Origin of the sequence: Novosphingobium sediminis, from assembly GCF_007991615.1 — a bacterium.
Taxonomy (GTDB): domain Bacteria; phylum Pseudomonadota; class Alphaproteobacteria; order Sphingomonadales; family Sphingomonadaceae; genus Novosphingobium; species Novosphingobium sediminis.
In genome coordinates this window covers 223,831-237,993 of the sequence record NZ_BJYR01000012.1, presented here as the reverse complement: position 1 = coordinate 237,993, position 14,163 = coordinate 223,831, and the positions used below count along the sequence as shown (strand labels likewise).

The window sequence follows — 14,163 nt, the reverse complement described above, 5'->3', positions numbered from 1 at the left end:
AGCACGATCGCAAGGTGTGCGATCGAATGTGGCGCCATACTGACAGCAGCTTTGGCTTGCGGATGCGGTGGGAGAAGCATTCTGCAGATCGCATTCGGCCGATTGTTCTGCAGACGTGGTTCTTGATCAGGCGTTGAGATGCGCCGCCGCGTTTGTGCGGAGGGACGAATTCTGCCGCGCCTGCGCTCAGGCATGCGCCCAAAGATGATTGGCAGGCTCGCGTGCGGCCCACAAAAAGTCTCTTTCGATCACTGCTGCCAGCATTCGTAAGCGGTCTTCGGTCTTCGCCATGCCTGTCCGGCGCCTTGCTCTTGCGTCCTTGCTCCCTGCATCAAGCGCGCAAAAGCAAGGCGCCGGAGGTTTCCCCCCGGCGCCCGCCTCAGACCGGCCGGCACCCGTCAAGGCGCCTGGCCAGTTCCCCCCGAACGATCAGAACTTGAAGCCGGCGGCGATACCGTAGCGGCGCGGTTCCAGCGTGAAGACGTTGGTGAAGTTACCCGAAGACTGATCGGTGACGTAGAGACCGGTCACCGAGTTGTCGTTGGTGATGTTCTGGATGAAGCCGCGGATGAACCACTTCTTGTCCGGACCATCGAGCTGCACCTGAGCATTCAGCTGCGTGAACGAAGGCACCTTGTCGACCAGACCGTTGAAGATCGTGCCGTCAGACTTTCCGGTGAAGTTGAGGTCGAAACGCGGAGTCAGCGTCAGCCGCCCGATCTGAGCCGCATACTGCACGCCGGCCGAGAACTTCACGCTCGGCGCGCCGGGCAGCTTGTTGCCACGGATGTTGGCGGGGATACCCGACGAGTAGACCGTCACACCGCCGATGCCGGGCGCATTGCCAAGCGTCGGAGCGAGTGCGCTGAGCACGGCGCAGATCGAGTACGCACCGGTCGAGGCGATGCCGCCGCCGGCCGGGAATGCCGTGGTCGGCTTGAGACCGGCCCCGGCAGCAACGCCAGGGATCTGCCCTGCGTTGATCAGCGCATTCGCCGTGTTCACGAAGGCATTCACACCGGCGGCGTTGTTGGAGTTCGAGCCGACGGCGCAGTTGGCGGTGTTGGTGATGTCCTTGATGATCACAGCGTCGCTGCGGCCATTGCCGAAGTCACGCGGGTTCGACAGGAGCTTGTCTTCCGACACCTTGGTGTTGAGGTAGCTGAAGTTCGCATTGATCGTCAGCTGGCGGCTGGGACGAATGATCGCCTCGGCTTCCACACCCCAGATGTTGGCGTTCACGTTATCGTTGACCGAGGTACGGACAACGATGCGCGAGAGCTGCAGGCCCTTGTACTTGTAGTAGAACCCGGTGAGGTTCAGCTGCAGCGCGCCGTTGGCGAAGGTGTTCTTCGTACCGATTTCGAACGAGTTCACGAATTCAGGCGTGAAGCTCTCCGGCACCGCGAAGATCGGCGACAGCGGCGGGTTGATACCGCCCGACTTGTAGCCACGCGAGTACGAGGCATAGACCAGATTGTCCGGCGTGATCTGGTAATCGATCACCGCACGACCAGTGAACTCGCCAAACTTCACGTCGCGGACCTGGAACGGCTGGTTGCCGTCGATGCCCGAGTCAGCGTCGTAGGAAGCGGGCAGGAACGGCGAGTCATAGGCATTGGCAATGCCGACCGGAGCGAGGAAGTTGAACAGCGTCGTGCGGGCACGAACGGTCTTCTTGTCGTTGTTGTAACGCAGACCGAGCGTGAGCTTGATCTTGTCGTTGAACTTCCAATAGGCCTCGCCGAAGATGCCGTAGGTCGTCAGTTTGTATTCCGGCGTGTTGTTCCGGTAGGTCGGCGTGGCAAGGTAAGCAGGCGGCAGACCGGCACCGAGTGCCGAGAACGCACCAACCACGCCGGCGAAGTAATCAAGCCCGAACGAGCTCACATAGTAGCTGTTCTCGGTGACCTTGTACTGGCCGTAGATACCGCCGAGCAGGAAGTTGAGCGGACCGTCGAACTTCGAGGTCAGCACCGCTTCCGCCGTCCACGCATTCTGGCGCTGGACCGAACGGTCGAAGTCGAGCGGCGTGGCAGCGCACACGCTGTGGCCGCCAAACACGCCCGTACCGGTTTCTTCGCCCGGCGAGGTGCAGAGCGGACCACCCGGACCCTGCGGGATCAGCGCGTTGGCGATCGGGGCAAGATAGGTCTTGAGGCCCGGTCCAAGCAGCCCGGCGCCAGCCGCTGCGAGGGCGGAGAGACCCGGCGTGAAGCCCGAACGGTCGGCAACCGCGTTGTTGTAGTCCTGCTGCGAGTCGACCTTGGTGTTCTGGTAGTTACCCTCGACACGCAGGCTGAACTTCTCGCCGATGTCCTGCTTCAAGGTACCCTGGATAATGGTTTCCTGAGTGAAGTAGCTCGGCTGGAAGTCGGTGTTGACGACGCGCGGATCAGCCGGGTTGATTTCGTTGCGATAGACCTGTGGACCGTAGATGCTACCGAGCGCGAAAGCCTGCGGCAGGCCGCGGATGGCGAAGAATTCCTTGGAGGTCAGCACGTTGGCCAGCAGCGCATTGCCGTTGGTGGTGCTGGTGCCACGGGTCGTGTTGAGGCAGCCCAGGATACCGGTCGGATCATCCTGACAGTACTGCTTCTGAATGCGCATGCGGCTGTCCTTCTCGCGGAAGAACTGGCCCATGATATCGATCGTGGTCGACGAGGACGGCTGCCAGGTCAGCGAGCCGCGCAGACCGTACATGTTGCGGTCGTCGATCTTGGTGTTGTTGTAGAGGTTCTGCGTGTAGCCATCGCGCTTCAGGTAGAAACCGGCCGCACGAACAGCCAGCGTATCGCTGACCGGGATGTTGATCGCGCCGCGCAGACGGACCGAGTTGTAGTTGCCGTATTCGGCATCGCCCGAAGCGCTGAAGCCGTTGAGATCAGGCTTCGCGGTGCGGAAGTTCACCACGCCCGATGTCGCGTTGCGGCCGAACAGGGTGCCCTGCGGACCACGCAGAACTTCGACCTGCTGCAGATCGTAGAATTCACCTTCGAACAGGCGGCTGAAGAACAGCGGGGCGTCGTTGACGTGGATCGCGGTCGCGCTGTCGCAGGTCACGCCGGTGCAAAGGTCACCGATGCCGCGAATGGTGAAGCTCGACGTCGTGAAGTTCGTCTTGGTGAAGGTAATGTTGGGCAGCGACAGCTGAAGGTCCAGCGGGTTGCGGATCTGCTGCTTGTCCAGATTTTCTTTGGTGAAGGCACTGATCGCGATCGGCACCGTCTGCAGGCGCTGGGATTGGCGCTGCGCGGTAACGATGATTTCCTGGACACCCGTGCCGTTGTCGCCACTGGCTGCGCTCTGCGCGTTCTGCGCGAACGACGGCGTAGCGACGGCTGCTACGCACACACCTGCGAGCAGGGTAAGTTTGCCCCTCATATCAATGTCCTCTCTCTTCAGCGGCCGCCCATCATTTTTGAGGGTCGACCTTCTGCCTACAGAACAGAACGGGACACCTTCGTTGTCAACCGCTTAATTAAATTTTGTCCATTCCGTAGCGGCAGCTTGCACCAAGGTGTGACACAGCAGCCACCGTCCGAAGCGGTTGTTACTGCATTCGACGAATCAACTGCCAACATTTCGCATCTCAATGTGATTGCAAGTCTTGTGTATCACATTGCGGTGTGAGATACGGTTTCCATGTCCAGCGAACTCATCGACCGCATCCGCCGCCTCATCGTCGAAGGTGGCATGTCCCGCTCCGGCCTCGCCCGCGCGGCGGGGCTCCACGCCAACACCCTGCGCGATGCGGGCCTGCCCGGCTGGAACCCGACCGCCGATACGCTGGCCAAGCTTGAGCGCGTGCTGAGCGAATCCGACGACACCCCCGCCCTCGTACCGATCGAGGAAATCATCGACGAGGCGCGCAACGGCCGCATGTTCATCCTCGTCGATGACGAAGACCGCGAGAACGAAGGCGATCTCGTCATCCCCGCGCAGATGGCAACGCCCGATGCGATCAACTTCATGGCCACGCATGGGCGCGGGCTGATCTGCCTCACCCTCAGCCGTACGCGCACCGAACAGCTCGGCCTCGAACTGATGAGCCGCAACAACGGCACCCGCCACGAAACAGCGTTCACCGTCTCGATCGAGGCGCGCGAAGGTGTCACCACCGGAATCTCGGCTGCCGACCGCGCGCGCACCGTCGCCGTTGCCATCGATGCCGCCAAGACCAAGGACGATATCGTCACGCCGGGCCACGTCTTCCCGCTGATCGCACGCGATGGCGGCGTTCTCGTGCGCGCCGGGCACACCGAAGCGGCTGTCGATATCTCGCGGCTTGCCGGGCTCAATCCCTCGGGCGTGATCTGCGAGATCATGAAAGACGACGGCACGATGGCGCGGATGGACGATCTCGTCCCCTTCGCGCGGCGCCACGGCCTCAAGATGGGCACGATCCGCGATCTCATCGAATATCGCCGCCGCCACGATCACCTCGTCGAATGCATCGATCAGCAGCCGTTCCATTCGGACTACGGCGGCGACTGGACGATCAAGACCTATCGCAACAAGATCGACGGCGTGGTTCACCTCGTGCTGCAGAAGGGCGCTGTCCGCCCTGACGCGCCGACGCTGGTGCGCATGCACGGCATCTCGATCCTGTCCGACGTGCTCGGCCAGCCCGGCCCACGCAAGCGCAGTCTGCAGCGCGCAATGAGCGAGATCGGCAATGCCGGCGCCGGCGTGATCGTGCTGCTGATGCCCGGCGGCAGCGAAGGGCTGCAGGCCGAAATCGCCGGCCGCACCGGCGACATGGACTTGCGCAGCTATGGCATCGGCGCCCAGATCCTCGCCGATCTCGGCATCCACGACATGGTCCTGCTGACCAATTCGCATCGCAATATCGTTGCCATCGAAGGCTACGGTCTCAACATCGTCGGCGAACAGCCGATCACCGCGGAGTAAGCGCGCATGGCAAAGTTCCTCATTGTCGAAGCCCGCTTCTACGATCACCTCAACGACATGCTGGTGGCCGGTGCCCGCGCCGCGCTCGAGGCGGAAGGCCACAAGGTCGACGTGATTACCGTCCCCGGCGCGCTGGAAATTCCCGGTGCGATCGTACTTGCGGACCAGTCCGGCCAGTATGACGGCTACGTCGCGATCGGCGTGGTTATCCGGGGCGAGACGTATCACTTCGAGATCGTCGCGGGCGAAAGCGCACGCGGCGTGATGGCGCTCACGATGGATGGCCTCGCCGTCGGCAACGGTATCCTCACCGTCGAAGACGAAGCGCAGGCTCTGGTCCGCGCGGACCCGGCGCAGAAGGACAAGGGCGGCGAGGCTGCCAAGGCCGCACTGGCGCTGCTGGCGCTGCGCACAAAGTACGCCTGATCGTCAGTTTGAAGGGCGGTTCGGCACCTCTTGCCGGATCGCTAATGCCCCCCACCCTTGGTCAGCTAACGCGGCCTGCAATCGTTAACATGATGCTCGGCCGCGCTAGGCAGAGCACCTTTCGGGCTGTGCAAGTCTTTGGTTTGCACAGCCGGGTTATGCCCTCCCCACATTGGCCCGAAGACGACGCAAAGCCATGAAAAGAGGGGAGTACCGCTGCCATGAGTATCCGAATCCAGAGCCGCCGGGGCGGCTTGGCGCTGGCTTGAACGGTGACCGTGGTCCTCCTCTTGATCGGCTTTGCCGTGCAGCATATCCGGGTTGGCGGCGCGATGCAGACCCGGATCGACACGGTTACCGGCTTCACCGCGGATATCCTTCCGCCACCGCTGTATATTGTGGAGCCTGCGCTCAAGGCACGGCAGACGGTGGATGATCCGGCACACCTCGCGCAAAACCGCGCCGATCTTGCCGAACTGGAAAGGCAGTATCGCGCCAGCCTCGCGCGGTGGACGGCAAACGATGTCGATCCGGCGCTGGCGAACGAGTTGCGCACAGCGGTCGCGAAGGAAGCGGATGCGTTCTGGCAGGAAGTCAACGCGGTGCTGCTCCCGGCGCTCGGCCGCGGCGATACGGCAGAAGCGCAGGCCAGCAAGCTGCGGCTCGATACCATCTTCGCCCGCGAGCGCAGCGCTGTGCTGCTGCTTACCGAGCATGCCGTCGCGGCGCGCGATTCGCTGGTCTCCAGCAGCATAACGACGGTTTCGGCGCTCCTCATCGTCATGGCACTCGCCGGGGCCGCGACTGTTGCCCTCATCCTCTGCGCGATCCGCCTGCTCAGCCGCCATGTGCTCGATCCCCTCGCTGGCACGGTGGATGTCATGGTGACCATGGCAGGCGGCGATCTCGACGCGGGGCGGCGCAGCGACCACCGCAGCGACGAGATCGGCGACATGACGCGCGCCATCGAGGTCTTCCGCAGCGCCGCCAGCGCGCAGCGCGAGAATGCCCAGAAGCAGGCAATTGTCGTCAGCCGCATGGGGACGGCGCTCCGCCAGCTCGCAGAGGGCGATCTCGTCCACCGCATCGAGCCCCCCTTCCCTGCCGAATACGAAGAACTGCGCGGCGCCTACAATGCGGCCGCCGAACGGCTCGACAGCGTTCTCGCGCGCGTCGGCGGCACGGCAAGCAGCGTCAGCAACGGCGCGGCAGAAATCCGCATCGCTTCGAGCGATCTTGCCACGCGCAACCAGAGCCAGGCCGCGAGTGTCGAGGAATCGAGCGCCGCCATGAAGCAGGTCGCCACACTGGTTTCCTCAACCGCCACGCGGACCCGCGAAGTCGAGAGCGAGATCGGCCTCGCCACACAGGACGCACAAGTCGGCGGTACGCTGGTCGGCGAGGCGATGGCCGCGATGGGTGCGATCGAGCGGTCCTCGCAGGAAATCGGCCGAATCGTCGATCTGATCGATGCGATTGCCTTCCAGACCAACCTTCTGGCCCTCAATGCGGGCGTCGAAGCGGCCCGGGCCGGGGCTGCCGGCAATGGTTTTGCCGTCGTCGCCAATGAAGTGCGGGCGCTGGCCCAGCGCAGCGCCGATGCGGCAAACGAGATCCGCACGCTCATTGCCGCCAGTTCGCGCGAAGTCTCCGGCGGCGTCAACCTTGTGAGCCGAACCGGTGAGGCCCTGACTGCTCTGGTCGGGCGCGTGGATACCCTTGCCACGCTCGTCAGTTCCATTGCCGAGGCGACCCAGGCCCAATCATCCAGCCTCGATCAGGTCAGCATATCCGTCTCGGACATGGACTCGATGACCCAGCGCAATGCCGCCATGGTCGAGGAAACCGCAGCTGCCGCTCGTTCGCTGGCGGACGAAGCCGGTGAGCTTGCCTCAGCCGTCGCGCGCTTCCGCACCTCGGCCCGCACCGCCACGTCGCATCCCCGCGCGCTTGCGGCCTGAAGAGGCGCGGTTCAGCTTGCTTTTTGCCCATTCCTGACATAGGGGCCGCTCGTCTGCGGCGGGGGTAAACCTCCGTTTCGGATATCTGCCATGGCATTCGGCCCGGCAGATGGTTCGGCCCCTTGGCCCGGATCCGCATGGGGCGGCATCCGGTGAAAGACCGGCGGATACAACCGCCTGGCCGGAAACAGCGACAACAGGAATACCAGCAATGGCATCTCATCCCACGCGCGACGATTTCGCCGCGATGCTCGACGAAACCCTCGGCGGCGCCGCTAACGGCGGCTTTGAAGGCCGGGTCGTCAAGGGCACCGTCACCGCCATCGAAAACGACAAGGCCGTCATCGACGTCGGTCTCAAGAGCGAAGGCCGCGTGCCGCTTCGCGAATTCGCCATGCCCGGCCAGCCGCACGGTCTCGTCGTCGGCGCCGAAGTCGAAGTCTACGTCGACCGCGTCGAGAACGCCGACGGCGAAGCGATGCTCAGCCGCGACCGCGCCCGCCGCGAAGCCGCCTGGGACAAGCTCGAGAGCGAATTCGGCGAAGGCAAGCGCGTCGAAGGCGTGATCTTCGGCCGCGTGAAGGGTGGCTTCACCGTCGATCTCGACGGCGCCGTGGCGTTCCTGCCCGGCTCGCAGGTCGATATCCGCCCCGTGCGCGACGTGACCCCGCTGATGGACATGCCGCAGCCCTTCCAGATCCTCAAGATGGACCGCCGCCGCGGCAACATCGTGGTCTCGCGCCGCGCTGTCCTCGAGGAAACCCGCGCCGAGCAGCGTTCGGGCCTGATCCAGAACCTCAAGGAAGGCCAGATCATCGACGGCGTCGTCAAGAACATCACCGATTACGGTGCGTTCGTGGACCTCGGCGGCATCGACGGCCTGCTCCATGTCACCGACATGAGCTACAAGCGCGTCAACCACCCGTCGGAAGTGATCGCCATCGGCGATACCGTCCGCGTCCAGATCATCCGCATCAACCAGGATACGCAGCGCATCAGCCTCGGCATGAAGCAGCTTGAAAGCGATCCGTGGGATGGCGTCGCCGCCAAGTACCCGGTCGGTGCGAAGCTGCACGGCGTTGTCACCAACATCACCGAATACGGCGCGTTCGTCGAACTGGAAGCTGGCATCGAAGGCCTCGTCCACGTTTCGGAAATGTCGTGGACCAAGAAGAACGTCCACCCCGGCAAGATCGTCTCGACCTCGCAGGAAGTCGATGTGCTCGTGCTCGAGGTCGACAGCGACAAGCGCCGCATCAGCCTCGGCCTCAAGCAGGCCCAGCAGAACCCCTGGGAAGCCTTCGCCGAAGCGCACCCGGTTGGCTCGACCGTCGAGGGCGAAGTCAAGAACGCGACCGAGTTCGGTCTGTTCATCGGCCTCGATGGCGACGTGGACGGCATGGTTCATATGTCGGACATCGCGTGGGGCATCTCGGGCGAAGACGCACTGGCGCTGCACCGCAAGGGCGAGCAGGTTTCGGCCATCGTTCTCGACGTCGATGTCGAAAAGGAGCGCATCTCGCTCGGCATGAAGCAGCTTGAAAAGGGCGCTCCGGCGGCTGGCGGTTCGGCCGCTGGTGCTGGCTCGCTCCGCCGCGGCGAAGTCGTCACCGTCACTGTCCTCGAAGTCCGCGATGGCGGTCTCGAAGTGCAGGCTGGCGAAGACGGCGCGACCGGCTTCATCAAGCGCACCGATCTCGGCCGCGACCGCGACGAGCAGCGTCCGGACCGCTTCCAGGTCGGCCAGAAGCTCGATGCCATGGTCATCGGCTTCGACCGTTCCAAGAAGCCCAACTTCTCGGTCAAGGCCCGTCAGCTCGCCGAAGAGAAGGAAGCCGTGGAACAGTACGGTTCGTCGGAAGCCGGCGCTTCGCTGGGCGACATCCTCGGCGCGGCCCTCAAGGCCAAGCAGTAAGCCTGGCTTACCGCCGTCAAGGCAAACCAAAAGCCCGTCCGGAGCAATCCGGGCGGGCTTTTGCATTGCGGCGCACACTCGGCTAGGCTCTGCGACGAGGATGCCCGAGAGATACCATGACGCTTGAAGTCCACCAGTTCACCTGCCTCAGCGACAATTACGGCTACCTGCTGCACGATAGCGCCAGCGGTGAAACGGCCTGCATCGATACGCCGGATGCAGAAGCCTATCTGCGCGAAGCAGCCGCCAAGGGCTGGTCGATCACGCAGATCTGGAACACCCACTGGCACCCCGATCACGCAGGCGGGAACGAGGCCATCAAGGCCGCGACTGGTTGCACGATCATCGCTCCCGCAGCGGATGCCGCGCGGATCGCCGGGATCGACCGGACTGTCGCACAGGGCGATACAGTCCCCTTCGGCGCCTATGAAGCGCATGTGATCGACGTTGGCGGGCACACCATAGGCCACTGCGCCTACCACCTGCCAGACGCCTCCATCGCCTTCGTTGGAGACGCGGTGTTTACGCTCGGCTGCGGCCGTATGTTCGAGGGCACGCCAGACCAGTTCTGGGCCAGCCTCAGCCGCGTGAAAGCCCTTCCGGGCGACACCACGCTTTACTGCGCGCACGAATACACCGCCTCCAACGCGAAGTTCGCCGTCCACGCCGATCCGGACAACGCCGCGCTCGCCGCCTATGCCGCAGAAATCGCGGACAAGCGCAGCCGGAGCGAATGGACCGTACCGACCCGCCTTGACCGCGAGCTCGCCACCAATCCCTTCCTGCGCGCCGATGATCCGGCCTTGCAGGCGCGCTGGGGCGGCGGTTCGGCCGTCGAAACATTTGCCGCGTTGCGCAGCGCCAAGGACAGCTTCCGCTGATGCCGCAGACCACCGACACCACACGCCGGATCACCCGCGTCACCTCGTTCGATGTGGCGGAAGAGGCCGGCGTCAGCCAGTCCACCGTCAGCCGCGCGCTGGCCGGGGACACTTCGATCAGCGAGCCCACCCGCCAGCGCGTGATCGCCGCTGCCGCGCGGCTCAATTATCAGGTCAACGAAAACGCCGCCCGCCTGCGCCGCGGCAAGACCGGCACGCTCGCGGTCGTGATGATCTGCCGCGCCGGGCAGGACCGCAAGGACCTCAACCCGTTCTACTTCGCCCTCCTTGGCAGCACCTGCGCCGCCGCCTCCGCGCGCGGATATGAAGTGCTCGTGTCCTTCCAGGACAGCGCGGAAAACTTCTGGGGCCACTACGAGGAGCGCCGCAAGTCCGACGGCATGATTGTCATCGGCACCAGCGAGAACACGCCCGCGTGGGACTATTTCGGCCAGCTCGATCCTGCCACCAACTGGGTCTGCTGGGGCGCACCGAGCGATGCCTTCCCGTGGGTGCGTAGCGATAACGAAGCGGGCGCCGCGCTCGCTGTCCGCCATATGCTCGTGCGCGGCTACGAGAAGATCGTCTGCATCGGCTCCGAAACCTCGCCGCAGCGCCAGTTCAAGGAGCGCTATGACGGCTATGCCAGCGCGATGCGCGATGCTGGCCGCGAACCGATGCTCCAGCGCATCGAACGCGGCTTGCCCCGCGAGGAACAGGGCCGCCGCGCTGCTGCCGCGCTGGCGGATAGCGGCCAGCCCTTCGACGCCATCTTCGCGGTGAGCGACGAGATCGCACTCGGCGCGCTCAAGGAACTCGATCGGCGCGGCTACCGGATTCCCGATTCTGTCGGCATTGTCGGCTTCGACGGCGTTCGTGCCGGAGCATGGTCGACGCCGCCGCTGACAACGATCGAATCGGATTTCGAAACCGCCGGTGCCTTGCTCGTCGAGCGCCTCCTGGCCACCATGGCCGGCGAACCCGAAACCCCGCGCCGCGTGCCGGTGCGCCTCGTCGTGCGCGGGTCGACCCGGCCCTGATGCACGCCCCACACTGAATTCACTCACCAAGTCCCGCTCATGCTGAGCTTGTCGAAGTATCATGCACGACCGTTGCGTCAGCACCCCCTTCGGCTGGCTGCTTGCAGCAGCCGCTCAGGACATGCTTCGACAAGCTCAGGGTGAGCGGGTGGGGGAATGGATTACCGAGAAGAGATAACCCCATGAAAATCGCCTTCCTCGCCTGCAGCACCACGCTGCCCGGTGCCCCGGACCGCCGCGCCGATGCCTTCGAGCATGACCAGCAGATGGAAGCGCTCGTCGCCGCGCTGCGCCCCGGCGAGAGCGTGACCGACATCGATTGGCAGGCCCCGCTCGAGGCCTTTGCCGCGTTCGATGCCGCGCTCATTGGCACGCCGTGGGACTACTGGGACAACCGTGAGGCCTTTCTCGCCAAGCTCGATGCCATCGCCGCGCTGGGTGTCCTGGTCTACAACGCGCCGGAAATCGTGCGCTGGAACATCGACAAGGGCTACCTCGCCGAACTCGGCGCGCGCGGCGTCGCGACCATTCCCACGCTGCTCCTCGATAACCCTGGCGCGAACGAGATCCTCGCCGCCTTCGATCACTTCGGCTGCGACCGTGTGATCGCCAAGCGCCGCGTCGGCGCGGGCGCCGAAGGCCAGTTCGATTTCACGCGCCAGAACCCGCCCGCCGCCGATTGGCGCATGGGCCACGCCGCGCTCGTCCAGCCCTTTCTGCCCGGCATTGTCGAAGAGGGCGAGCATTCGCTGATCTTCATCGACGGCCAGTTCAGCCACGGCCTCATCAAGCGCCCAGCCCCCGGCGATTACCGTGTGCAGTCGCTCTATGGCGGGTGGGATACTGCCGTCACACCTGCCGCTGACGACCTCGCCGCCGCGCGACAAGTGATCGCAGGCCTGCCCTTCGCCGCGCCGCTCTACGCGCGCATCGACCTCGTGCGCGGGCCGGAAGGCACATTACTGCTGATGGAAGCGGAACTGATCGAACCGTTCCTCTATCCCTTGCAGGGGCCGGAACTCGGCCCACGCCTCCTCGCCGGCCTGCGCCGCCTGCTTACTGCATCTGCGCCCTGAACGAGATCGTGAAGCTGGGCGGCGTGCCGGATGAACCCGCCATGGTGCCCTTGGGGTTCACGCAGATGAATTTCACCGCTGCGTCATAGGCTGAAACCGGGGTATAAGTGCAGCCGGCATATGTCGTGGGCGCCGTCGAGGCATTCGAATAGCGAATGTCGTTGGTGGCATTGAAGGTGAGGCCGCTTGTCGGGGAGCCTTGCGTGAACGTCGGCGTCGCTGCGGTTCCCACCCGCATCTGGCTCGGCAGCGAATCGATCAGCAGCACCGTGTTGCTGTCCACCGCGGTCGGCCCCGTGTTCGAGACAAGGATCGAATACTGCACGATCGAACCCGGGATCATCTTGGGATTGGTCGCGCCGTTAACCGGATCGGAAAGCACGCTCGATGTCTTCACCAGCGTCAGCGTGGCATTGGTTGCCCGGCGAGTGTTGGTGATCGTGCAGGAAATCACGTCGCCCATCTGCGGTGTCACCGTCCCGCCCACCGTCGTCGGCAGCGTGGTCGATGAGCCGGTGAACGCGTTCGTGCAGGTCATCGCTGATGTGTACTGCGTAAGGCTAGTCGTGCCTGCGCCGAGCTCGGTGAACGTATAGGCTGTCCCCGCGGAGCCCATCACCTGCGGTGTCGACGCATTGTTCACCGTGGCGCTCGTACCGGTCGTGGTTGTCGTGCCCACGGTGGTCGAGCCCTGGTTGATGTTCATCACGAATTGATCGGTGCTGAACCGCCGCCCGCCAGTGCCCAGCGCCTTGGTCAACCGCATGTGCGGGAACACCGTGTTGGTGAAGGTGCAGGTGACGAGATCGCCGAACTGAAGCGCGCCAAAGCTGTAGTTGGTGGTGATCGCCCCGCTGGGCAGCGGCGTGCTCGAACTCACGGAGTTGGTGCAGGTCAGGCTTGAGCGGTAGTCGGTGAGCGGGTTCACGCTGCCCGAGGCCATCGCTTGCGTCAGCGTCAGCGGGAGCGCCGAAGCTGTGGTCAGCGTCGCCGCCGTGAAGGGACCATTTCCTGTCCCGCTCGATGTGCCGGAAGCAAGCGTCGCCCCGCCGCTCGTTGCGTTGATGTTGAACGCGAACTGGTCCGCCGAAGCCGCACGCGCACCGTTGATCTGGAGATTGAGCCGAATCGAGGCAAAGCGCACCGCAAACATCACGCCCTGCAGACCACCGCCAACGATGGTCGTCGTCAACGAGGTCGGTGTGCTGGAACCGACGATGTTGGCACCCACCGTACCGGGGACGCCGGTCACGCTGAAAGTATTGGTGCCCAGCCCCGCGCTGGTGGGATAGGTCGAACCGCTGATCGGTCCGGCGTTGTCCAGCGCGACCCAGTTGCCGCCGTTGGTGGTGAAACCAAGCGATTCGCCATCGTTCGAGGATTCGCCGTCCGCCGCCACGAACATGTAGCTGGTGATCTGCGAGACACCGGCGGGCGGGGTAAGCACGATGTTGGTGATCGTTGCAGTCGTGGTGCCAGCGGCAGTCTGGTAGAGAATCGGTCGCCCACCGATGCCAAGAAACGCCGTGTTGCCCACGGCCGAACCGCTCCATGAAGGCGATGCAGCGCCGGTTATCCCGGCCCCGCTGATGTTGAGTGTGAAGGTCATCACGGTGCCATCCGGCAGCGTGTAGGACATCGCCTGCCCGGCCCCAGACCGCGCTGCGGTGTCATTGTAGCCCGAGAAATCGAGCCAGCAGTACGAGTTCCAGTTCGTAGGGCCGGTCGAACCCTGCGATGTCGCGTAGAAGCAGCTTGCCGCTTCGGCGCGCCCAGCGCCCAAGCCGAGCATCAGAAACGCCAGCAACAGTGCTGCAAATTGCCGGAATAGCCCGCGGCTCATGTCCAGCACCCAGTCCCGATCCTTTTCATGAAGGCGGGACTAGGGGAAAACCCTTAGGACAGGGTTAACCATGCTCCGCCGCGCCGGGCGGAGAATGGTCCGTTATG

9 protein-coding genes are annotated in these 14,163 nt (G+C 64.2%); 7 read left to right on the top strand and 2 right to left on the bottom strand.

Annotated features, from left to right (window positions below):
• Positions 1-429 precede the first annotated feature (429 nt).
• Entirely contained in the window at positions 430-3,384 is a 2,955-nt protein-coding gene (locus NSE01_RS09535; RefSeq protein WP_147159353.1) for a TonB-dependent receptor, read from the bottom strand.
• A 261-nt stretch (positions 3,385-3,645) separates the two neighbouring features.
• Between NSE01_RS09535 and ribB the strand changes: the two genes are divergently transcribed.
• The 7 genes from ribB (at position 3,646) to NSE01_RS09500 (ending at position 12,213) form a co-directional block, all read left to right on the top strand.
• On the top strand, positions 3,646-4,914 hold the full coding sequence (gene ribB, locus NSE01_RS09530; protein WP_147159352.1) for a 3,4-dihydroxy-2-butanone-4-phosphate synthase: 1,269 nt from the start codon (positions 3,646-3,648) through the stop codon (positions 4,912-4,914).
• Positions 4,915-4,920: 6 nt separating this feature from the next.
• Entirely contained in the window at positions 4,921-5,340 is a 420-nt protein-coding gene (gene ribH, locus NSE01_RS09525) for a 6,7-dimethyl-8-ribityllumazine synthase (RefSeq protein WP_147159351.1), read from the top strand.
• 272 nt (positions 5,341-5,612) lie between these two features.
• Positions 5,613-7,301: a methyl-accepting chemotaxis protein gene (locus NSE01_RS09520; protein WP_147159350.1), complete on the top strand. Its 1,689-nt coding sequence runs from the start codon at positions 5,613-5,615 to the stop codon at positions 7,299-7,301.
• A gap of 211 nt (positions 7,302-7,512) precedes the next feature.
• Complete coding sequence (gene rpsA, locus NSE01_RS09515) at positions 7,513-9,216, top strand: 30S ribosomal protein S1 (protein ID WP_147159349.1); 1,704 nt, start codon at positions 7,513-7,515, stop codon at positions 9,214-9,216.
• 116 nt (positions 9,217-9,332) lie between these two features.
• A complete protein-coding gene (gene gloB, locus NSE01_RS09510) occupies positions 9,333-10,097 on the top strand; it encodes a hydroxyacylglutathione hydrolase (protein WP_147159348.1) in 765 nt (254 codons plus the stop codon).
• Positions 10,097-11,137: a LacI family DNA-binding transcriptional regulator gene (locus NSE01_RS09505; protein ID WP_246135135.1), complete on the top strand. Its 1,041-nt coding sequence runs from the start codon at positions 10,097-10,099 to the stop codon at positions 11,135-11,137. Before gloB ends, NSE01_RS09505 begins: the two co-directional genes overlap by 1 nt.
• A 182-nt stretch (positions 11,138-11,319) precedes the next feature.
• Positions 11,320-12,213: an ATP-grasp domain-containing protein gene (locus tag NSE01_RS09500; protein ID WP_147159347.1), complete on the top strand. Its 894-nt coding sequence runs from the start codon at positions 11,320-11,322 to the stop codon at positions 12,211-12,213.
• On the opposite strand, the gene NSE01_RS09495 is transcribed toward NSE01_RS09500, so the two are convergent.
• Positions 12,194-14,056: a hypothetical protein gene (locus NSE01_RS09495; protein WP_147159346.1), complete on the bottom strand. Its 1,863-nt coding sequence runs from the start codon at positions 14,054-14,056 to the stop codon at positions 12,194-12,196. The two genes, NSE01_RS09500 and NSE01_RS09495, sit on opposite strands and share 20 nt — an antisense overlap.
• Between the last annotated feature and the right edge of the window lie 107 nt (positions 14,057-14,163).

Coding starts and splice junctions, on each gene's coding strand:
- NSE01_RS09535 (WP_147159353.1), bottom strand. CDS start 3,384: ATGAGGGGCAAACTTACCCTGCTCGCAGGTGTGTGCGTAGCAGCCGTC.
- ribB (WP_147159352.1), top strand. CDS start 3,646: ATGTCCAGCGAACTCATCGACCGCATCCGCCGCCTCATCGTCGAAGGT.
- ribH (WP_147159351.1), top strand. CDS start 4,921: ATGGCAAAGTTCCTCATTGTCGAAGCCCGCTTCTACGATCACCTCAAC.
- rpsA (WP_147159349.1), top strand. CDS start 7,513: ATGGCATCTCATCCCACGCGCGACGATTTCGCCGCGATGCTCGACGAA.
- gloB (WP_147159348.1), top strand. CDS start 9,333: ATGACGCTTGAAGTCCACCAGTTCACCTGCCTCAGCGACAATTACGGC.
- NSE01_RS09505 (WP_246135135.1), top strand. CDS start 10,097: ATGCCGCAGACCACCGACACCACACGCCGGATCACCCGCGTCACCTCG.
- NSE01_RS09500 (WP_147159347.1), top strand. CDS start 11,320: ATGAAAATCGCCTTCCTCGCCTGCAGCACCACGCTGCCCGGTGCCCCG.
- NSE01_RS09495 (WP_147159346.1), bottom strand. CDS start 14,056: ATGAGCCGCGGGCTATTCCGGCAATTTGCAGCACTGTTGCTGGCGTTT.